General features: G+C 47.3%; 16 protein-coding genes. 11 read left to right on the top strand and 5 right to left on the bottom strand.

What is annotated here, in order from left to right; genetic code table 11:
• Positions 1 to 4 precede the first annotated feature (4 nt).
• Positions 5 to 1858 (top strand): DUF294 nucleotidyltransferase-like domain-containing protein, encoded by a 1854-nt coding sequence (locus tag AYW76_RS14590; protein ID WP_067222267.1) that lies wholly within the window; start codon positions 5 to 7, stop codon positions 1856 to 1858.
• 9 nt (positions 1859 to 1867) lie between these two features.
• Positions 1868 to 2563, top strand: a complete 696-nt coding sequence (locus AYW76_RS14585) for a 3'-5' exonuclease (protein ID WP_067033996.1) — start codon at positions 1868 to 1870, stop codon at positions 2561 to 2563.
• 13 nt (positions 2564 to 2576) lie between these two features.
• Here the strand turns inward: AYW76_RS14585 and AYW76_RS14580 are convergent, their stop codons facing one another.
• Positions 2577 to 4190, bottom strand: coding sequence for an alpha-glucosidase family protein (locus AYW76_RS14580; protein ID WP_067222266.1), 1614 nt, complete (start codon positions 4188 to 4190; stop codon positions 2577 to 2579).
• A 51-nt stretch (positions 4191 to 4241) separates the two neighbouring features.
• A complete protein-coding gene (locus tag AYW76_RS14575; protein ID WP_067222265.1) occupies positions 4242 to 5213 on the bottom strand; it encodes a carbohydrate kinase family protein in 972 nt (323 codons plus the stop codon).
• Positions 5214 to 5415: 202 nt separating this feature from the next.
• On the opposite strand from AYW76_RS14575, the gene AYW76_RS14570 reads away from it, so the two are divergent.
• Both AYW76_RS14570 and AYW76_RS14565 read left to right on the top strand, forming a co-directional pair.
• Positions 5416 to 6177 carry a response regulator gene (locus AYW76_RS14570; protein ID WP_067222264.1) on the top strand — a complete coding sequence of 254 codons (762 nt, stop codon included), beginning with the start codon at positions 5416 to 5418 and terminating at the stop codon, positions 6175 to 6177.
• Positions 6155 to 7606 (top strand): ATP-binding protein, encoded by a 1452-nt coding sequence (locus AYW76_RS14565; RefSeq protein WP_082866248.1) that lies wholly within the window; start codon positions 6155 to 6157, stop codon positions 7604 to 7606. Before AYW76_RS14570 ends, AYW76_RS14565 begins: the two co-directional genes overlap by 23 nt.
• On the opposite strand, the gene AYW76_RS14560 is transcribed toward AYW76_RS14565, so the two are convergent.
• From AYW76_RS14560 to AYW76_RS14550, 3 genes are read right to left on the bottom strand one after another with little or no spacing between them, the layout of a single operon-like run.
• Positions 7586 to 9301: a putative bifunctional diguanylate cyclase/phosphodiesterase gene (locus AYW76_RS14560; protein WP_231872623.1), complete on the bottom strand. Its 1716-nt coding sequence runs from the start codon at positions 9299 to 9301 to the stop codon at positions 7586 to 7588. The two genes, AYW76_RS14565 and AYW76_RS14560, sit on opposite strands and share 21 nt — an antisense overlap.
• A gap of 23 nt (positions 9302 to 9324) precedes the next feature.
• Positions 9325 to 9744, bottom strand: coding sequence for a response regulator (locus tag AYW76_RS14555; protein WP_067222262.1), 420 nt, complete (start codon positions 9742 to 9744; stop codon positions 9325 to 9327).
• Entirely contained in the window at positions 9731 to 11308 is a 1578-nt protein-coding gene (locus tag AYW76_RS14550; protein ID WP_082866247.1) for a sensor histidine kinase, read from the bottom strand. The genes AYW76_RS14555 and AYW76_RS14550 overlap by 14 nt, the downstream gene beginning before the upstream one ends.
• Before the next feature lie 294 nt (positions 11309 to 11602).
• Here AYW76_RS14550 and AYW76_RS14545 point away from each other — a divergent pair, with 294 nt between their 5' ends.
• From AYW76_RS14545 to AYW76_RS14510, 7 genes are all read left to right on the top strand, one after another.
• Entirely contained in the window at positions 11603 to 12850 is a 1248-nt protein-coding gene (locus AYW76_RS14545; RefSeq protein ID WP_067034014.1) for an ABC transporter substrate-binding protein, read from the top strand.
• A gap of 70 nt (positions 12851 to 12920) precedes the next feature.
• A complete protein-coding gene (locus tag AYW76_RS14540) occupies positions 12921 to 13850 on the top strand; it encodes a carbohydrate ABC transporter permease (RefSeq protein WP_067034018.1) in 930 nt (309 codons plus the stop codon).
• Positions 13843 to 14724, top strand: a complete 882-nt coding sequence (locus AYW76_RS14535) for a carbohydrate ABC transporter permease (protein ID WP_067222261.1) — start codon at positions 13843 to 13845, stop codon at positions 14722 to 14724. Before AYW76_RS14540 ends, AYW76_RS14535 begins: the two co-directional genes overlap by 8 nt.
• A gap of 68 nt (positions 14725 to 14792) precedes the next feature.
• Positions 14793 to 15902, top strand: coding sequence for an ABC transporter ATP-binding protein (locus AYW76_RS14530; protein ID WP_067222260.1), 1110 nt, complete (start codon positions 14793 to 14795; stop codon positions 15900 to 15902).
• A gap of 180 nt (positions 15903 to 16082) precedes the next feature.
• Entirely contained in the window at positions 16083 to 17258 is a 1176-nt protein-coding gene (locus tag AYW76_RS14525) for a LysM peptidoglycan-binding domain-containing protein (protein ID WP_067222259.1), read from the top strand.
• 577 nt (positions 17259 to 17835) lie between these two features.
• Positions 17836 to 19452, top strand: coding sequence for a bifunctional UDP-sugar hydrolase/5'-nucleotidase UshA (gene ushA / locus AYW76_RS14515; RefSeq protein WP_067222257.1), 1617 nt, complete (start codon positions 17836 to 17838; stop codon positions 19450 to 19452).
• A 158-nt stretch (positions 19453 to 19610) separates the two neighbouring features.
• Positions 19611 to 19802, top strand: a complete 192-nt coding sequence (locus AYW76_RS14510; RefSeq protein ID WP_067222256.1) for a YgaP family membrane protein — start codon at positions 19611 to 19613, stop codon at positions 19800 to 19802.
• Positions 19803 to 19844: the final 42 nt, after the last annotated feature.

Raw genomic sequence — 19844 nt, 5'->3', positions numbered from 1 at the left:
ATTTATGGACGTCGAACTCTCGGAAATATTGGATACACTGTGTGAATACGCCCCTTTTATTGATTTAAAAGATGAGCCGATTTTGCAGGACATGGTGAAAGACATTGAAATCACCTACCTGCGGGCGGGCGAATGGGCGATTGCGCCTGAAGCACGTAACCAAACACTTTTCTTTATTCGTTCAGGTGCGATTGAAGCTAAGAACAAGAACGGCAAGCTACTACGTCGTATGCATGAAGGCGATGTGTTTGGCTCGTCCTCCTTGCTACGTGGGGGGCGTTCATCACATACCATGATGGCGTTAGAAGATTCGTTACTTTACCGTATCCCTGCTCGCTGGTTTATTCAGTTTTACAGCGAGTTCGACTCTTTCTCCGACTTCTTTGAGCTTTCTCGTGAAGTCCGTTTGAAGACAGCTATGGACAACCAATCATCCGATTTATCGTTGATGACCTGTCCCGTGCATTCGCTTCTTCGTCGCCCACCGATTACGGCCAACCATGATGTTGACATCAAAACGGCGGCCAATATCATGTCGAACGAGCGTGTTTCTTCTTTGTTGATTACCGAAAATAACAGTCTGGTCGGTATTTTAACCGACCGCGACTTACGTAATCGTGTTGTAGCAAAAGGTTTACCGCTGGATGTGCGTGTCGATATGATCATGACGCAAAACCCAGTGACGGTCGACGCGGGTGACTTTGCCTCCGAAGCGGTGCTAAAAATGATGGCGACCAATATTCACCATTTACCGGTGGTAAAAAACGGTCGTCCTTTCGGCGTAATCAGCACTGGCGATTTGGTGCAACGTGAAAGCCACGGTTCGGTCTATGTCATCAGCGATATTTTCAAACAAGAAGATGTCGACGGATTAGTTGCCATTAGCCAGAAAATGGACCACATTTTTACGCAGCTGGTCAACGCCGATGCCAACACACAAATGATTGGCAATGCGATGTCGCACATTGGCGTAGCCTTTGTGAAGCGATTGTTGCAGCTTGCCGAACGTGAATTAGGGCCGCCGCCTATTCCTTACTGTTTCCTAGCGCTTGGGTCTCAGGCACGGGAAGAACAAACCATCAGTACTGACCAAGATAATGCGCTGATTTTGCACGACCGTTATGACAAAGCATTGCATGGTGACTATTTCCGCGAGCTGAGCGATTACGTCTGTAAAAATCTAGACCGCTGTGGTTACCCTCTTTGTACAGGGGACATCATGGCGATGAATCCACGCTGGCGCATCCCCTTATCTGAGTGGAAGAAAACCTTTGCGGAGTGGATCGAAAAACCGAAAGCCGAAGCCTTGCTTCATGTGTCGATCTTCTTCGATCTACGCGGCATCTACGGAGATAAGACCCTTGCTCGTCAGCTAAACAGCTATATCCGTGAGTTAGCCAAAGAAAATAAAGGTTTCTTATCTGCGCTGGCGCGTAATGCAAACCAGCGTACACCGCCATTGGGGTTCTTCCGACAGTTTGTACTGGATGGCGAGGGGAAACAGTCACGTACTTTTAACTTAAAATCTCGCGGTATTGCACCGATTGCAGATTTGGTACGCGTGCATGCGTTGGCATTAGGCTCGAATAAACTGAACACTTTTGAGCGTTTAGAAGATATTGAGGAAGCCGGCATTATGCCGGATGGTCGAGCTCGCGATTTGATTCTTGCGCTGGAAATGATCGGCATGGTACGTATCAAAAACCAGAAGAACCAAATCGAAGAAGATGAGTTCCCTAATAACAACGTTGACCCAGAAACCTTATCCGAATTTGAGCGCCGTCATTTACGTGATGCATTCAACATCGTTTCACGTCAGCAAGAGTTCTTAAAATACCGTTACCCTGGAAAAGGCTAAGCACTGCCAATGAACCCGAAACAGCTACCGGACAACTGGCAAGAAGCGTTCGCAAAATTAGCAGAGGAGTGCCAATCTCCTGCTTTAAAGCGTTTTTATGGCGCGGGCGTGCCAGGTTTAGATAAGCCATTAGAGGAGACACCCTTGGTGTCTCTTGATATCGAAACAACGGGATTGGACCCTAATAAAGACGACATTGTCAGCATTGGGCTGGTGGACTTTAACCTTGAGGGCATTCGCCTAAACAGTGCATGTTACTGGTTAGCAAAACCCCATGGCCCACTGACTCACGAATCGGTTGCGATTCATGAGATTACCCATTCGGAAATCCAAGATGCGCCACGTTTATCAAGCTTCTTGGACGAAGTATTGGATGCCATAGCCGGTAAGATTGTCGTGATTCATTGTGCGGCCATAGAACGACCGTTTCTATACGAAGCGGCCATGAAACATTATGGTGAACCACTGCTGTTTCCGATGCTCGATACCATGGCCATTGAAGCCAATGCGATTCATAAGCCTTGGTGGCAGCGCTTTGGACGACAGCCATCACTGCGTTTAGATGCTTGTCGTCAGCGCTATAACCTACCACGTTATCGCGCTCATCAAGCCTTGATGGATGCTGTGTCCTGTGCCGAGTTGCTCCAAGCTCAAGTGTCTCATCACTTAAACAAAGAGCACCTTACCTCAGAATACGACGTCTAATCAGTTAAGCTTATTACGCAAGAGTCGCGTAATAAGCTTGATACGCTGGCAGCGTCAGTGTTTGCCCCAACATTTGACTTTCAAAACCATGCCCTGTTAACACTTCACCGACCGTTTCTGTGAGTGTCGCTTGCTGAGATTGCCCTGTGACGTTGATGACAACCAACACCGTGTCCTCTTCATAACACCGCGTAAACGCCAATAAGTCCTCATTGCCAACGTCGACAAACGTTAATTCACCACGCACCAACGCAGGCTGCGACTGTCGCCAGTGAATCAATTGACGAACCTGATGCAAAAACGAGTCTGGGTTGGTTTCTTGAGTGGCCACACTCAATGGCAAGTGCCGAGCATCTACTGGTAACCACGGTTCAGTGGTCGAGAAACCACCATGTGAAGCCTCCTCCCACACCATCGGTGTTCGGCAGCCATCACGGCCTTTAAACACTGGCCACAGCGGAATACCATAAGGATCTTGAATACGCTCAAACGGCACACCCGCTTCCGGCAGACCGAGCTCTTCTCCTTGGTACAAACAGACACTGCCACGCAAAGACAGCGTTAGCGCTAAAATCACCAATGGATACTGAATCGGATCTTCATCAGCGCCCCAACGCGTCCGCATGCGCACCACGTCATGGTTTGACACCGCCCAGCACGGCCAGCCATCACGCACACTGTCATTAGTGGTACGAATAACATCGCGCAGAAATTCTGGAGAACGAGGTTTATTGAGTAACTCAAAGGTATACGCCATATGCAGCTTGTCACCACCGTCCGTGTATTGCGCCATCCGTTTAAGCGGGAAATCATCGCCGATTTCACCCACCGTAGTAGTGCCTGGAAATTCATCCATCAAGGCCCGTAGCTCTTGTAAAAATATCAGGTTTTCTGGGCGGCTTAGGTCATACACATGACGCTGATAGGTATAGGGATTGTCCTCTGGCGCGCCTTTGGTTTTCGGTTCGCCCGGCGGCACTGGCGGATTGTCTTCTAACCCTTGGCTGTGAAAATAAAAGTTCACCGTATCCAAGCGAAAGCCATCCACTCCCATTTCTAACCAAAAACGCATGCTGTCCAAATGAACGTTACGCACCTCAGGATGATGGAAATTAAAATCCGGTTGAGACTCTAAAAAGTTGTGCAAATAATACTGTAAACGGCGACTGTCCCACTTCCAAGCACTGCCACCGAAGATTGCCAACCAATTATTGGGCGGCGTGCCATCGGGTTTTGGATCTGCCCAAACGTACCAATCCGCCTTCGGGTTAGTACGATCTTGACGGCTTTCTTCAAACCAAGGGTGTTGATCCGAAGAATGACTGATCACCTGGTCGATCATCACTTTCAAGCCGAGCTCATGGGCTCGCTCAATTAAGCGCTGGAAATCCGCTAGCGAACCAAACATAGGGTCAATGTCACGATAATCACTGACATCGTAGCCGAAATCTTTCATCGGAGAAGTAAAAATGGGAGATAGCCAAATGGCATTCACTCCCAAAGAAGCCACGTAATCCAGCTTGCCTGTAATGCCCTTTAAGTCGCCAATACCATCGCCATTGGCATCCATAAAGCTACGTGGGTAAATTTGATAAATGATTCCCCCCTGCCACCAGTTCAACGCCATCACCCTACTCCTGTATTTGATTCACCAGCGCACCCTACGTGCGATCTGCGGTTAAATTGTGTCGAGTTGAAGCTGTGCTTGTTCTAACGACGGCAAAGATGGATAGGCACCGGTTTTGGTCACGGCTTCTGCACCACACGCCACAGCAAATCGAATGCACGCTTCTAGCTCGGTCTGTGTAAAGCTTTGCAACGAGGCACGATCACCGCCACGTTCTGCTAATTGATACAGCAAGCCTCCGACAAACGCATCCCCTGCCGCCGTGGTATCTTTTACATCCACTTTAGGAGCAATCACTTCTCCAGAACCTTGCTCACCTGCAAAGTAACGTACAGGATTGCCACCATCGGTTAAGACAAACAGTGACACACCGTCGCTTAGTAACTCGTTGATCAATACCAATGGCTCGTTCGACAACACTTCTAGCTCTTCCAAGCTGGCTTTAATAACGTCTCCTTGGCGCATCCAATCGACCACACGCTGAACTTCAACTTGATGATCAGGCCATAAATTAATACGCAGATTCACATCAATACTGACAATCCAGTTCGCGGCTTTGGCTAGTTCAATGCCCGCCATAGTAGCAGTCGTAATGTCCGCTTCGGTTAACGTATTCGAACAGGTATGAAAAACGCCCGCTTCGTCAGCAAACCATTCCGCTTTAAAGTCTTCGCCACGAAATAACATGTCGGCCGATGGATTGCGATAAAATTCAAAACTACGCTCGCCTGTTTGATCGAGACTCACAAACGCCAGTGCGGTCTTCGCTTCTTTGGTCATCAGCATACTACTTGTGTTCACACCATAGCGATTCAATGATGCTTTTAAATAGTGTCCAAAAGCATCGTCACCCACTTGTCCGGCAAAATGGCTGTTCCCCCCTAAACGAGCAACCGCCACCGCCACGTTAGCGGGTGCGCCACCTGGGTATTTGGTAAATGACTCAAGCCCATCTAAAGCCGTATCGCCATTCGAAAGGAAGTCGATTAAGGCTTCACCAAAAGCCATTACTTTCGTCGTCATCGTGTTGTCTCTCTCTTATTGTTAATATAAGCCGTGTGCCTTACAGCAACTGGCGAATATGTCTGAAACGTCGCGGCTGAATACATGTTACTATAGCCGCCACAGACAATTACTGACTCTATTATCTAGGCCGTTGGTTAACAAACGGTTTCTTGCTAGACTCTTTTCCTTATCTGATTATTTATTATCCAATGATACTTATATGACAAAAACTAAATGCGTCTACGTTGTGGATGACGACGATGAGATTCGTTCTTTGCTCAAATCGTACCTAGAAAAGAATCAGTATCAGGTTCGAACGGCCGATTCGGGCGAATCCTTTTTGGCTGCATTTAACCCGACAGATGATGTAGATTTGGTTATTCTTGACGTCCGCTTACCCGGTGCCGATGGTTTTTCCGTGTGCCGAACCTTGCGCACTCAATCCAATGTACCTGTCATCATGTTGACCGCTAACTCCGATGAAATGGACCGTATTATCGGCCTTGAAATTGGCGCGGATGACTACTTAGCTAAACCGTTCAATCCGCGCGAATTATTGGCTCGCATCAAAGCCATCCACCGTCGCATGGAACACATCAATGATGTGCCCGAACCAGTAGAAGACAGTGTGCCGGATGCTCACCGTTTTTATCGCTTTGCCCAATTTGTGTTGGACACTTTAACTCGCGAGCTCTCCGTTGGAGGCGTTAAAGAATCGTTAAGTGGTGCGGATTACAACTTACTGATGTTATTCGTCACCAACCCAGGCACAGTGCTGACACGAGACTACATTGCGGAAAACACGCGTGGCCGTGATACCACCCCTCTGGATCGGTTTATCGATGTGCACGTCAGCCGTTTGCGCCAACGCTTAAGAGAAGACGCACGCCAACCACAATTGATCAAAACGGTACGTGGACAAGGCTACATCCTCACTGCACACATCACAGCGACTGATGATGACCACTCTGCATCGAGTTAAACGTTGGTTCCAATCTTTAACAGGCCAAATCGTTATCATCATGACCGTTGGTGTCGCGGCCGTACAGCTGATCGGCTCAAGCATTTGGTTGCATCAAGTCGAAGCTGATACCCGTGAAAACGTTCGTGAAGTGTCCAAGCACATGGCGTTTCGAATCGCCGCGACTGTCAGTTATTTCACGTCATTACCGCAGAATTACCGCCATATTGTCATTGATCAACTGCAAGATATGGGCGGAACACGGTTTTTTGTGACCTTGAACCGAGAAGAGATTTTAATCAACCCTATTGAAGACTCGCCCCTTAAAGACATTGTCAAAGCCGAAGTTCAAAGCACGCTGAGCAAACAGCTCGGCATCAACAATGCCAAGATTGCCTTCTCTAGCCCCGAAGACTTACACGTTATCAACAATCACACGCGATTGGTTGATTTGCCGGAACGCTGGGGACACCACAGTTTACTCGTCAAACCGCTCACACCGCCCATTATCGTGATTCAAATCCCAATCAACGACTCAGATTGGTTGTATTTGGCCAGCCTTATGCCAGATCCCTATTTTCTTGAAGAAACGACGTCACCTCTAAGCCGTGACCGGGTCTTCTCATTAATCGTGTCCGTGACCACAGTACTGCTGCTCACCCTACTCATTCTGCGCCGCACGACACGACCACTGGCAGTACTGGCCAGAGCGGCGGAACGTTTCGGTCAAGGTGACTTTAAACCATTACGAGAAGTCGGTGCACTGGAAGTAAAGCATACGGCCCATGCTTTTAACGACATGCAGGCAAGGATTCAGCGTTACCTGAATGATCGAGAGAAGCTATTTGCCGCCATTTCACATGACCTGAAAACCCCCATTACACGGCTTCGTTTACGCGCTGAAATGTTAGACGACGAGGATACTCGCGAAGCCATGGTGCGCGACCTTGAAGATCTTGATTTGTTGGTAAAAGGGGCGATTCAGAGTGTAAAAGAAACTGATATTCACGAAAACCGCGTCGAAATCGACATCATGCGCTATCTTAAAGACATCCAACACAGCGCCAACCAAATGACGCAAGCGATGACCATTATTGGCACCTTACAGACCCCCTACATCGGCAAGCCTTTGGCTATTCGCCGCTGCTTAGGAAACCTGATCGACAACGCGTTGTACTACGGTCATCATGCTGAAATCCACATAGAAGACGGGGTGGATGAACTGTGTATCCGTATTTGCGATCAAGGCCCAGGGATTCCTGATACGAAGCTGGACCATGTGTTCCAACCTTACACTCAGCTATCAAGCTCTCAAGGCGGACGCACTGGCAGTGTTGGTCTTGGCTTAAGCATTGCACGTAACATTGCCCGCGCCCACGGTGGTGAGGTCTCCCTGCAAAACCGTGAACAGGGTGGTTTAGAAGTACGTCTATGGCTCCCGCGCCATTAAGGGCTGATCACGCAATAACCTTGTTACGACATCGCTTGGTTGGGCTTTGGCAAACAAATACCCTTGCCCTTTGTGACAACCTTGGCTGGCTAAGGCCAATGACTGCTGCTCGGTTTCAACTCCTTCTGCAACCAAATCGAACCCTAGGCCTTCCGCTAAAAACACAATGGCTTGAGTGATCATGGGATCAGACAAGTCTTCACTGCCGCTACCGGACACAAAACAACGGTCGATCTTGATACGATCTATCGGCAAAGTTTTTAAATAACGCATGGAGGAATAGCCAGTGCCAAAGTCATCAATTGCGATGCCCACCCCTACTTTGCGAATTTCATTCAATACATAAAGACTCGTAAGGCCGCTGTCGACAAACACCTCTTCTGTTAGCTCTAGCATCAAGCTCCCTGCTGGAAGTCGGTAGGTTTTTACCATTTTCTGAACCATTTCTTCAAAACCAGCCTGACGCAAATGGCGTGGCGATATATTGACCGACATGCTTATAACAAAGCCTTCATCCAGCCAGCATCTTAGCTGCTGACACGCGGTTTCTAATACCCATTCGCCTAATGCACCAATCAGCCCAACACGATTTGCTTCATCGATAAACTCCCCTGGCATCAGTAAATTACCATCGGGCAATCGCCAACGAATCAGCGCTTCTACACCATGAATTTGGTGACTATCGAGTGACACAATAGGCTGGTACTGCAATTCAAATTCGTTATTGGCTAAGGCTCGCTGTAGGCCATTTTCAACGCGAGTTTCCTTGTGCAAACGAGCCTGCAAGCTGTCACTAAACACCATATGATGTTGATTGCTTTCAAGTTTTTTACACTCATACAATGCCATATCAGCTTTTCGCATGAGCTCAGAGACTGTCTCACCTTGGTCTGGGTACAGCGCAATGCCCATACTGGCCGAGACTTCTAGATGCTTACAGTCGAGTACCGCATAACGAGAAACTTCCGCCAGCACTTTATTAGCAATTCTATTTAAGCTCGAGACATCCTGCACATTGTCTAATAGTAAGGTAAATTCGTCACCGCCAATGCGCGCAACAAAGTCACTGGCGCGAATCGATTCTTGAATACGTTTACCCACTAATGTCAGCAACATATCGCCCACATGATGACCCAATGTATCATTTACGTTTTTAAAACGGTCCAGATCAAGAAACGCCACGGCTAATCGGGTTTTATTGCGCCGCGCACGTGCTATGGCCAGCTCCGCATGCTCTTCAAATATCAAGCGGTTCCCTAGACCGGTCAAAGGGTCGCGTTTAATCAGCATTGAGATTTGCTGCTCGGCTTTCTTACGCTCAATTGAGTGCCGCACACTGCGCTCTAGAAGTGCCGTTGTCAGTTCATCTTTGGGAATAAAATCCGACGCCCCAAGTTGCATCAGTACATCGTCTAACTCCGAAGCATCGCCTCCAGTCAGCACAATGATGGGCGTCTCAAGACCAATTAATTTAGCGTGTTTAAACAAATCCATGGCCGTATGACCATCCAAAAAATAGTCTGCCAATATGGCATCGAATTCCTGCTCGACTAATGTCTTCACAGCCTCTGCAAAGCTTGCCACGTGATGCAAGTCAAAGTGAGAGCGATGAGCACGCGCAAGATAGGTACGCAGGAGAATAAAATCTTCGTGATCGTCTTCGATTACCAGAACTGATAAGCTTTTCTTATCCACGATTTCTCCTTCTAGGTTGATTGCTACACATAGCGTCGGCACAAAATATCAAGTTTACGGGTCAGATCTTGTACTCGGTCTGGTTTACCAAGATGCTCATCAGCCCCTAAAGACAAACTTCTCACTCGCTCTTCTGTCATTCCCGATGTGGAAAAAACAACAATAATAAGGTCTTTATATTGCGCTTCGGAGCGTAACTCTTTCAGCCATTCTAAGCCGGTCTTACACGGCATATTTAGATCTAATAATAAGATAACAACAGATTCCAAAGACTGCGTTATATAGTCTTCAGAAAGGTAAGACGTAAACGCTTGGCTCGTCTGTATGTGCTGAAACGGCACATCATACTCAAGACGCTTAATCGCCGTTGAAACCAGCAGTGCATCTTCAGGGTCATCATCGAGCATCACGATGCGCACCGGATTTGCGTTAATTTGAGACATGCTGATCCACCTGCTGTTTGGGTAATTCAATCAACATCGTTGTACCTTCTCCCTCTTGCGACTGGGCAACAATTGTTCCACCGTGTCGTAACACTATCTTGCGGCAAATGGCGAGCCCCATACCTGTACCAGAATAGTCCTGACGATCATGTAATCGCTTAAAAATATCAAATACTTGTTCCGAAAATTGTGGATCAAAGCCAATCCCATTATCACGCAATTCAAGATAAATGCTGTCTTCTTTTTCCTGTCCGGAAATAAACACTTCAGGCACACGATCCGGGTGATGATACTTCAAGCTGTTACTGATTAGGTTCTGAAACAATTGCCGCATTTGTACTTGATCCACCTCGGCACTGGGCAGCGATTCGATGTTTATCTGGGCTTGAGTTTCTTCGATGATCAGCTGCAAGTCTTCCAGCACTTCCTCTAATAAAGGGTTCAGCCTAACACTCTTAAACGGATTAGCCTTTGATGTCACACGGCTGTACGCCAATAAATCCGTTAATAAATCTCGCATGCGTTGGGCCGCATTGACAATATAACCTGAGAACACTTGGCCTTCTTCGTTGAATTTCCCATACTCACCTTCTTGTAACAGGATCGAAAAGGAAATAATTTTACGCAGTGGTTCTCGCAAGTCGTGGGACGCAATGAAAGCAAACTCCTGTAACTCTCGGTTCGATACTTCCAATGCTTCATTACGTTCATGTATGCGCTTTTCGTAAGCTTTACGCTCACTAATATCAACAATGGCCGCCACAATTTCAGTATTGCCATCCAGTTCAACAGGATGCAAGCCTACTTCCAGCGGCACATACGAGCCATCTAACCGTGCGCCATACAAATCACGCCGTGCACCCATTTTGCGTTTCGAGGGCTTAGCCTGAAAACCATCGCGATCCACTTCATGGCGCTCTCGTAATTCACTCGGTACTAAACTATCGACAGACCGTCCGACTAACTCTTGCACCTGACAACGGAAAATGGAAGCGACCATGCTGTTCGCTTGAGTAATGATGCCATCACGATTCACTACCAACATACCATTGGGGGCCGACTCAAAAATGCTCATCATGCGTTTGTTGGCTTGTTCTGTAGCCTGCACTTCCAGCTCTAACTTGTCTTTAATTTCTTGCAGCTCACTGGTACGCAGCGCGACTTCATGCTCTAAAGAGTCCGACAAACGACGTAATTCCGCTTCGACACTGCGTCGACGATCAATCTCTTCTTGCAGCCGTTGATTGTTTAAATGCAGGGATTTCGATCGATTACGCTCGCGCCAATTAAATAAAAGATACAACAACGCTAGCGTCGCACCGATGCCATAGGCAGCATTTAGAATCATGGTCACCATGCCAGAGAAGGACTCAGGATGGTAATGTGAATGGTCAAACACCAGATCCGTGACAGACAAAATGATCAGCATAATCGATAACCAAAATAGGCTGCTTGGCCTCTCTTGATCTGCTTTATTGCGGGAAATTTTCCAAATTAAAACAAGCATTAATGCGTAAAGGGCGAGAAAAAAAACATCGACCGCTAAATAGGTTTGCGTGTTCACACTGCCTCCTTGCCCTATTAGGTAAAACCTAAATCAAATTTCAGTATAGCTGAAGATTATTAGCGCACAGTAACATGACATGCATTAGAGAAATTTATTGCATACCAAATACTTCCCTCTTGTCAAAACAGCACTTTGCAAGACTTTGATACATTTGGTTGCTCTACTTTACTACTTACGTGCATAAGGTTTGCTACATTTGTTATGTCTAAGTGAGCATTTTTTATGCTGATGATCTAGATTGATAAAAACGTTAGTTACAAAGTCCCATAACAATAACAAGGGTTACTGACCATGAAAAAGATTGCATTAGGTTTATCGAGTCTTGCCATTTCTGTTGCTGCAGCGACAGCGCACGCAGGTGAAGTAGAAGTACTGCATTGGTGGACATCCGGTGGTGAAGCCGCTTCGATCAACGTTCTAAAAGACTTGATGACTGAAGAAGGCCACACTTGGAAAGACTTCGCTGTTGCGGGTGGCGGCGGTGAATCTGCAATGACCGTTCTAAAATCTCGCGCGATCGCTGGCAATCCGCCTGCGGCGGCACAAATCAAAGGCCCTACTATTCAAGAATGGGGCGATCTTGGCTTCCTAACAAACCTTGACGCTGTTGCCGAACAAGGTCAATGGGATGTTGTCCTACCTCAAGTTGTCAGCGATGTGATGAAATACGACGGTCACTATGTGGCAGCGCCGGTTAACGTGCACCGTGTAAACTGGATGTGGGCGAACCCTGAGATCTTCAAAAAAGCGGGCGCTAGCATTCCAACCACTTGGGATCAGTTCTTCGAAGCAGCAGACAAAATCAAAGCAGCCGGCTTCACGCCACTTGCTCACGGTGGTCAAGCTTGGCAAGACGCGACGCTATTCGAAGCCATTGCACTGTCCAAAGGTTCACAGTTCTACAGCGCAGCCTTTATCGGTCTAGACGATGCAACATTGCGTGGCGATGAAATGGTTGATGTGTTCAAAAAGTTCAAGAAGACCCGTGACTACGTAGACCAAGGTTTCTCAGGCCGAGACTGGAACATTGCCACCTCGATGGTGATCAACGGTGAAGCAGCGATGCAAATCATGGGAGACTGGGCCAAAGGCGAATTTACAGCGGCAGGCAAAAAAGCTGGCATTGATTACGTCTGTTATGCAGCGCCAGGCACAAGTGGCCAATTTACGTTTAACATCGACTCTCTAGCGATGTTCCAAGTGGATGATGAAGGGGCGCAAAGCGCTCAACAAGATCTTGCTAAGCTAATGCTTGAGCCAACGTTCCAAGAAACCTTTAACCTAAACAAAGGCTCTATCCCTGCACGTTTGAACATGCCTCGTGACAAGTTCGATACCTGTGCACACTCTTCAATGGATGCTTTCCTAGCCAGCTCAACAACGGGCGATCTCGTACCAAGTATGGCACACGGCATGGCTGTGAACTCAATGGTGCAAGGTGCGGTATTTGATGTGGTCACTAACTTCTACAACAGCGAATCTATGACCGCTGAAGAAGCAGTAGATCGCCTTGCTCGTACCATTAAGGCAAGCATGTAACACGCGTTACAATCTGAGGCCAACCCAAGGGTTGGCCTCTCTTCTCTCCTCTAAAGTAGAAGCCCCGATTATGAACAAAAACGCCGCCAATGCTGGGTCTGGAGCGACTCAAGCTGGTCGTCCTGCGCGCCTGAGTTTGGCCGATTGGATGCCCAAAATAGTCATGGCACCGACTGTCGTAGCAGCCGTCGTGTGTATCTATGGCTACATGATATGGACTGCCGTACTCTCTTTCACAAACTCTCGTATGCTGCCTTCGTACAAATTCGTTGGCCTAGAACAATACGAGCGTTTATTTATGAATGACCGCTGGATCGTTGCTCTGACTAACCTTGGGGTATTTGGTGGTTTGTTTATCCTGATTTGTTTGTTTCTTGGCGTCATGCTGGCGATCTTCCTAGATCAGAAGATTCGAGCAGAAGGCGCGATTCGTACCATTTACCTTTACCCAATGGCGATCTCATTCATCGTAACGGGTACCGCGTGGAAGTGGTTGCTTAACCCGACCAACGGTATTGAGAAAATGATGATCGAACTGGGCTTTGAAGACTTCCGCTTCAACTGGCTATCTGACCCAGACATGGTCGTTTACTGTTTGGTCATTGCGGCCGTATGGCAAGCATCTGGCTTCGTCATGGCGCTTTTCTTAGCAGGTCTGCGTGGTGTGGACGGTGAAATGATCAAAGCCGCTCAACTCGATGGCGCGGGCATTATTACCACTTACCGACGCATTATTTTACCATCGCTAAAACCCGTCTTTTTCAGTGCGTTAGTGATCCTGTCACACATTGCCATCAAGAGTTTCGACTTAGTCGCCGCGTTGACCAATGGTGGTCCAGGCTACTCGTCTGATCTACCGGCAAACTTCATGTATGCCCACGCCTTTACCCGTAGCCAGATCGGTTTAGGTGCGGCATCAGCAATGGTCATGTTGGGCTGTGTTTTGGCGATCCTGATCCCTTACTTGTACTCAGAACTACGAGGTGAGCGCCATGAGTAATGTAGCAAAACGCCAGACTTCTGGGTTAGACAAAGTATTACGTGTGGCGCTGTATGTTTGCCTACTGGCGATGGCAGCCGTGTACTTAGCACCGTTCATCGTCATGCTGCTTACGTCCCTAAAAGACGTAGAAGAGATTCGCAGCGGCACCTTGTTGTCACTACCAGGTTCCATAGACTTCAGCGCGTGGTCAAAAGCATGGAGCGGGGCGTGTACGGGTAGCCAGTGTGAAGGCATGGCACCGTACTTTATGAACTCGTTCAAGATCGTTATTCCTGCTGTGGCGATTTCGACACTGCTGGGCGCGATCAATGGTTACGTCATTTCCCACTGGAAATTCCGTGGCAGTGACTTTTTCTTTGCCGCACTGTTGGTGGGGTGTTTTATTCCGTTCCAAGTGATCCTGTTGCCAATGGCGCGTACTTTGGGTTGGCTAGGCATTGCTAACACCACAACGGGCTTGGTGCTGGTACACGTGGTGTACGGTGTGGCGTTTACGACTTTGTTTTTCCGTAACTTCTATCAATCCATTCCGGGAGAATTGATCAAAGCGGCGCGCTTAGACGGTGCCGGTTTCTTTACCATCTTCTACCGTATTATCTTGCCGGTTTCGACGCCGATCATCGTCGTTACGGTTATTTGGCAGTTCACGCAAATTTGGAACGACTTCCTATTTGGCGTGGCGTTCTCTGGCTTCGACACACAACCTGTGACGGTAGCCCTTAACAACCTCGTTAACACCAGCTTCGGTGGTAAGGAATACAACGTCGACATGGCCGCCGCCATCATCGCCGCCCTACCGACCCTATTGGTTTACGTGTTAGCAGGTAAGTATTTCGTACGCGGCCTCACAGCCGGTGCGGTTAAAGGTTAAGTTTGTAAGGTTGAACCGTGCGCCGGCGACAACATCCGCCGGCCCGTTACAGAATTTGGAGAAACAACATGGCAAATCTCGTCATTGAAAATGTTAAAAAACGCTACGGCCAAACGGAAATTCTAAAAGGCATCAATATTTCCATCGAAGCCGGTGAGTTTCTGATCCTAGTGGGTCCATCAGGTTGTGGTAAATCCACGTTAATGAACTCGATTGCGGGTCTTGAAGACGTGTCTGAAGGACGCATCTTAATCGACAATAACGACGTCACTTACTCAAGCCCGAAAGACCGCGACATCGCGATGGTGTTCCAGTCTTACGCACTGTATCCAAATATGACCGTCGCGCAAAACATATCATTCGGTTTAGAAATGCGTAAAGTGCCAAAAGACGAGCGCGAAGCCGAAGTACAGCGTGTTGCAGATATGTTGCAAATTGGTCACTTGTTGAAACGTAAGCCCGCTCAGCTGTCTGGTGGTCAGCGTCAACGTGTCGCCATGGGTCGCGCCTTAGCTCGCCGCCCTAAGATGTACCTTTTCGACGAGCCATTGTCGAATCTTGATGCCAAGCTGCGTGTTGAAATGCGTACGGAAATCAAAAAGCTACACCAAAAACTGGGCACCACCATCGTCTACGTGACCCACGACCAAATCGAAGCCATGACACTGGCCGACCGCATCGCCGTTATGAAAGACGGTGAAGTACAGCAACTGGGCACACCACAGGAAATCTACGACAACCCAACCAACTTGTTCGTAGCAGGTTTTATGGGTTCTCCGGCAATGAACTTCGTCCCAGCGAAAGTGGTTGAGCAGAACGGTGCATTCGCATTGGAACTGCAAGCCAGCAAGCCAACCGTTGTCCCCTTCCCAGATCAAGAAAGCCTGAAACCCTACTTAGGCAAGGAGATTCTATTGGGACTGCGCCCTGAAATGATTACCGAGCCGCAGCCACACAAAGAAGGCGCTGAATTTGTCGTCACCGCGGACATTGATGTCGAAGTCACCGAACCAATGGGCGCCGACACCATGGTGTTAACCCGTATTTCAGAAGCCGAAGTCAACTGCCGCTGTAATCCTGTTTACCCGACTAAAGCCGGTGAAACCATCGCCATGATGCTTGATACCTCCAAAGCCGTCGCGTTTGATAAAGACACTGGCGAACGTATCGATCGATAGCTTTTAACCGTTGTTTAAGAGGAAGTTTGCCGGCCCTAGGGCCGGCTTTTTTTTGCGCGCTGGAAAGCGAGATAAATGTACAGACATCGAAAATTTTACGTAAACAGGCTTTCTGTTGAAGGAATGATCACTTAGAGTTTCGAGCATTATAAAGTTTATCAAGATAAGGATATCTGATTGATGCAATCACTCGTCAATAACAGCAAAGACTATTCTGCAGAATTCGAACGCCGCTTTTACCAGAAGACCGCTTATCAAAACTCTTATGAGCCTGTTTTTTATTACGTAAAACCGGGTGACACACTCAGTCAGATTATTACCAGCTACTACGATATTCGCTACGGCACGAAAGAATACGACTATGCGCTTTTGCAAGTTCTATTCAATAATAAACACATCACCAACCCTAACTCGATCCAGCCTCGACAAGTTATCAGCTTACTTCCTATGACACCGCGCTATGGAGTATCCATGTGTCTAGAAGAAGATGCGGCGCAGCAAGATTTTGAGGTGCTCAGAAGCAAAGCAATGAATAACAGCTCAGTGATGGCATTTCGACCGAACGATTCAGCAACCCAGCAATTTCTTAGCAGCATTCCAAGCGACCCTCAAGAACGAGACATGTTTTGGACATTAGCTTGGCTACAGTCAAACTATGACATTTTATCCACTGGCGCAGCAGCAACAGCCAATGTACTAGGAGGACTCGCGGGAGAGCAAAACAGTGGCTTAATCAAGGAAGTAGATAAACTTTATACTCAGTACCAGAACAAAAAACTAACTAAATCCCAGTACGATTATAAAAGAAGACAAGTGTTAAAAAGCTACTCTCAAAAAGTGGGCCCTGTTTTCGAAAAGGCTGTATTCAATGGTCAAACCACTCAACAAGCAATACGCATTAACCGAACAAAAGCCTTACCTGCAAATGCCGATATATTAAAATATGCTGGCCGTCTAAACGAGCTTGCTAAACTAGCATCAAAAGGTGGCTTAATTTTGACTGGCTTCGGGGTTGTAAAAGGCGCGCATGATATGTGTCAGGCAGAAACGCTGAAAGAAAAAAATGAAATATTTGTCGAGACAGCTGTAGGTAGTTCTATCGGAGTTGTTTCCGGACTAGTGTTGACTGGTGTATTAATTGCTAATCCGTTATTTTGGGGTGGTGTGCTGATTTTAGGAACCATAGCGGCTGTCGGAAGTTATGCCGCCGGAAAGAGCGCAAGAAAAATATACAGCCTTTCTAGTGACCCTATAGACTTTGTCTCACTTACCAAAGCTGAAGCAGTCTGTAATCTCGGGTTCAAAGCAAAATCTACAGATAACTTGAAAAGCTTTGACTCGTTAAGAGCTTTATAAAAATGGAGCTATCCCAGGAAACATTCGACTTTCTCGCTTCATGTGTATTTATTACAGCATTTTTTGGTTTTTTAACGGTTGCCCCCCTATGGCTAATATTAACGTTTTTAACACCTAAGAAAGTATTAGAAAACTACTTCAAGGAACCCTATTTTCAAAGCAATGAAATAGATCTTATGAGTAGTTTTCCTATATCACTGCTTAGAACAGGAATTTTTGGCTGGGTAACACTGATTCCCTCACTTGATACTAAAAGGGGCATTAGAGACTGTCATAAATTAATGCCTAAGTGGTATAAATTGCTCATCTTTTTATGGTGCCTGATCGGTATACTTACTTTTATCATCACTGTACCTGGGCTCATTTTCTTAAGCAATGTGACCATAGTCAATTGACTTATTAGCTCAAGCTTAGTTAAACACTAGCTAGTTAAAACCTGTCCATTAGATCCACTTTCGTCTCGCAGTTGTCATCTTGTTGGGTTACATTATTTTATAAGTGAGCGCTAGTCTCACCATGGAACCTTGAAGCTTAGCTTCGCTGAATGAACTCTGGTATTACAAGAAAGGACAACAAAATGAACGCAAAACGCTATGCCGCGCAATTTGCGCTTTCGGGCGTTGTTATTGCCCTAGCGGGCTGTTCAACGATGAACAACGAGCCTGCATCAACAGCCCCGATGTGGCAAGCCGGTCAGGAATATCACTTAACCATACTGCATACCAATGACCATCATGGCCGCTTCTGGGAAAACAGCAATGGCGAGTACGGTATGGCCGCTCGCAAGACGCTGATCGATAACATTCGTGAAGAAGTCATGCTCAACGATGGCAACACCTTGCTGTTGTCTGGCGGTGACATCAATACCGGTGTACCTGAATCGGACCTACAAGATGCCGAGCCTGATTTCAAAGGCATGAACATGCTGCAGTACGATGCGATGGCGCTGGGCAACCATGAGTTCGACAACCCTGTTGAGGTGTTAAGAAAACAACATGATTGGGCGGGGTTTCCGTTCTTGTCTGCCAACATCATAGACAATAAAACCGGCAAACCGCTGTTTGATGCCTACAAAATTTTCACCGTCGATGACCTACGCGTGGCGGTCGTCGGCTTTACCACCGATGACACCATCAAAATTGGTAATCCAGAATACCTTGGTGGCTTAACCATCAAATCGCCTATCGAAGTCGCACAAGATCTCATTCCAGCATTGGAAGACAAAGCCGATCTCATTGTTGCTGTCACCCACATGGGCCATTACGACAATGGCAACCACGGTGGAAATGCACCTGGCGACGTCACTCTAGCCCGAACCGTACCGGGTATTGATGTCATCGTTGGCGGCCATTCACAAAACCCATTGTTTGAGCCAGATGAACAGAGTGGCACGCTGATTCTACAGGCGCATGAATGGGGCAAATACGTAGGTCGTTTGGATATGACCATCGTGGACGGCGAAATTAAGTACTCGGACTACGAGTTAATCCCAGTCAACCTGAAGAAAAAAGTGAAGAAAGACGACGGCACCAGTGAACGCGTCTTTATCGACAAAGAGATCGAACAAGATCCAACCATGCTGGCGATGCTGCAACCGTACCAAGACATTGGTCAAGACAAGCTAAACGTAGAGATCGGCTTTACCGATGGCAAGCTGATGGGGGATCGCAATACCGTTCGCTCAGAAGAAACCAACCTCGGCAATTTAATTGCCGCTGCCATGATGAAGAAAGTAAACGCCGATGTTGCCGTCATGAACGCTGGCGGTATTCGTGACAGCATTCCTGCGGGCACCATTACGTACAAATCGGTTCTGCAAGTGCAGCCTTTTGGCAACGCATTATCGTACGTAGATTTAAACGCTGATGAGCTGACCGACTACCTATCGGCTGTGGCCAGCAAAGAAGCCGGATCTGGCGCGTTTGCTCAATTCCAAGGCGTCTCTCTGGTACTGGTTGACGGTAAGGCAACGGATATTAAAGTCGCTGGCAAGCCACTTGAACAAGGCGAAAGCTACCGTATTGCCATGAACAGTTATACGGCAACAGGTGGCGATGGCTATCCAAAAGTCACAGATCATGCGAACTACGTGAACTCAGGCTATGTGGACGCGGATGTACTCATGGGCTACATCAAAGATTACTCGCCTATCATGATCACCGATTACGCACCAACAGGTGCCGTCATCCGTTAATCGCTGCATAGCAAGCGATGCGAAAAATAACGTCCAAGGTACACAGTATCTTGGGCGTTTCTTGATCTAAGTCCAACCCTATTAACTTTAGGTTTTACTAATATTAAATGGCTTTCTATACTGATGTTATTCATTGAGACATTTAAGAGAGAATCATCATGAAAGCAAATGTAGGCGGACTAGATAAAATCTTACGCATTGTTGTAGGGGTTCTGTTGATCGCTTTAGCGCTCACAGGTGTCATCGGGGCGTGGGGCTACATTGGTGTGATTCCCCTAGCAACCGGCGTATTTAACTTCTGTCCACTGTATACCTTACTCGGTATCAACACCTGTAAGTTAAAAAAGTAACCGTCTGATCACCAAGACAAAGCGAGCTACGTGCTCGCTTTT

Origin of the sequence: Marinomonas gallaica, from assembly GCF_001639745.1 — a bacterium.
In the GTDB taxonomy this organism is placed as follows: Bacteria; Pseudomonadota; Gammaproteobacteria; order Pseudomonadales; family Marinomonadaceae; genus Marinomonas; species Marinomonas gallaica.
Note: the sequence above shows the minus strand (reverse complement) of the source record. Positions and strands in the feature narration are given on the sequence as shown.

What these genes read in the sequence shown, in the direction of transcription:
- AYW76_RS14580 (WP_067222266.1), bottom strand. Translation starts at nt 4,190, where the DNA reads ATGGCGTTGAACTGGTGGCAGGGGGGAATCATTTATCAAATTTACCCA.
- AYW76_RS14545 (WP_067034014.1), top strand. Translation starts at nt 11,603, where the DNA reads ATGAAAAAGATTGCATTAGGTTTATCGAGTCTTGCCATTTCTGTTGCT.
- AYW76_RS14510 (WP_067222256.1), top strand. Translation starts at nt 19,611, where the DNA reads ATGAAAGCAAATGTAGGCGGACTAGATAAAATCTTACGCATTGTTGTA.
- AYW76_RS14570 (WP_067222264.1), top strand. Translation starts at nt 5,416, where the DNA reads ATGACAAAAACTAAATGCGTCTACGTTGTGGATGACGACGATGAGATT.
- AYW76_RS14555 (WP_067222262.1), bottom strand. Translation starts at nt 9,744, where the DNA reads ATGTCTCAAATTAACGCAAATCCGGTGCGCATCGTGATGCTCGATGAT.
- AYW76_RS14525 (WP_067222259.1), top strand. Translation starts at nt 16,083, where the DNA reads ATGCAATCACTCGTCAATAACAGCAAAGACTATTCTGCAGAATTCGAA.
- AYW76_RS14575 (WP_067222265.1), bottom strand. Translation starts at nt 5,213, where the DNA reads ATGACGACGAAAGTAATGGCTTTTGGTGAAGCCTTAATCGACTTCCTT.
- AYW76_RS14585 (WP_067033996.1), top strand. Translation starts at nt 1,868, where the DNA reads ATGAACCCGAAACAGCTACCGGACAACTGGCAAGAAGCGTTCGCAAAA.
- AYW76_RS14540 (WP_067034018.1), top strand. Translation starts at nt 12,921, where the DNA reads ATGAACAAAAACGCCGCCAATGCTGGGTCTGGAGCGACTCAAGCTGGT.
- AYW76_RS14530 (WP_067222260.1), top strand. Translation starts at nt 14,793, where the DNA reads ATGGCAAATCTCGTCATTGAAAATGTTAAAAAACGCTACGGCCAAACG.
- AYW76_RS14535 (WP_067222261.1), top strand. Translation starts at nt 13,843, where the DNA reads ATGAGTAATGTAGCAAAACGCCAGACTTCTGGGTTAGACAAAGTATTA.
- AYW76_RS14590 (WP_067222267.1), top strand. Translation starts at nt 5, where the DNA reads ATGGACGTCGAACTCTCGGAAATATTGGATACACTGTGTGAATACGCC.
- AYW76_RS14565 (WP_082866248.1), top strand. Translation starts at nt 6,155, where the DNA reads ATGACCACTCTGCATCGAGTTAAACGTTGGTTCCAATCTTTAACAGGC.
- ushA (WP_067222257.1), top strand. Translation starts at nt 17,836, where the DNA reads ATGAACGCAAAACGCTATGCCGCGCAATTTGCGCTTTCGGGCGTTGTT.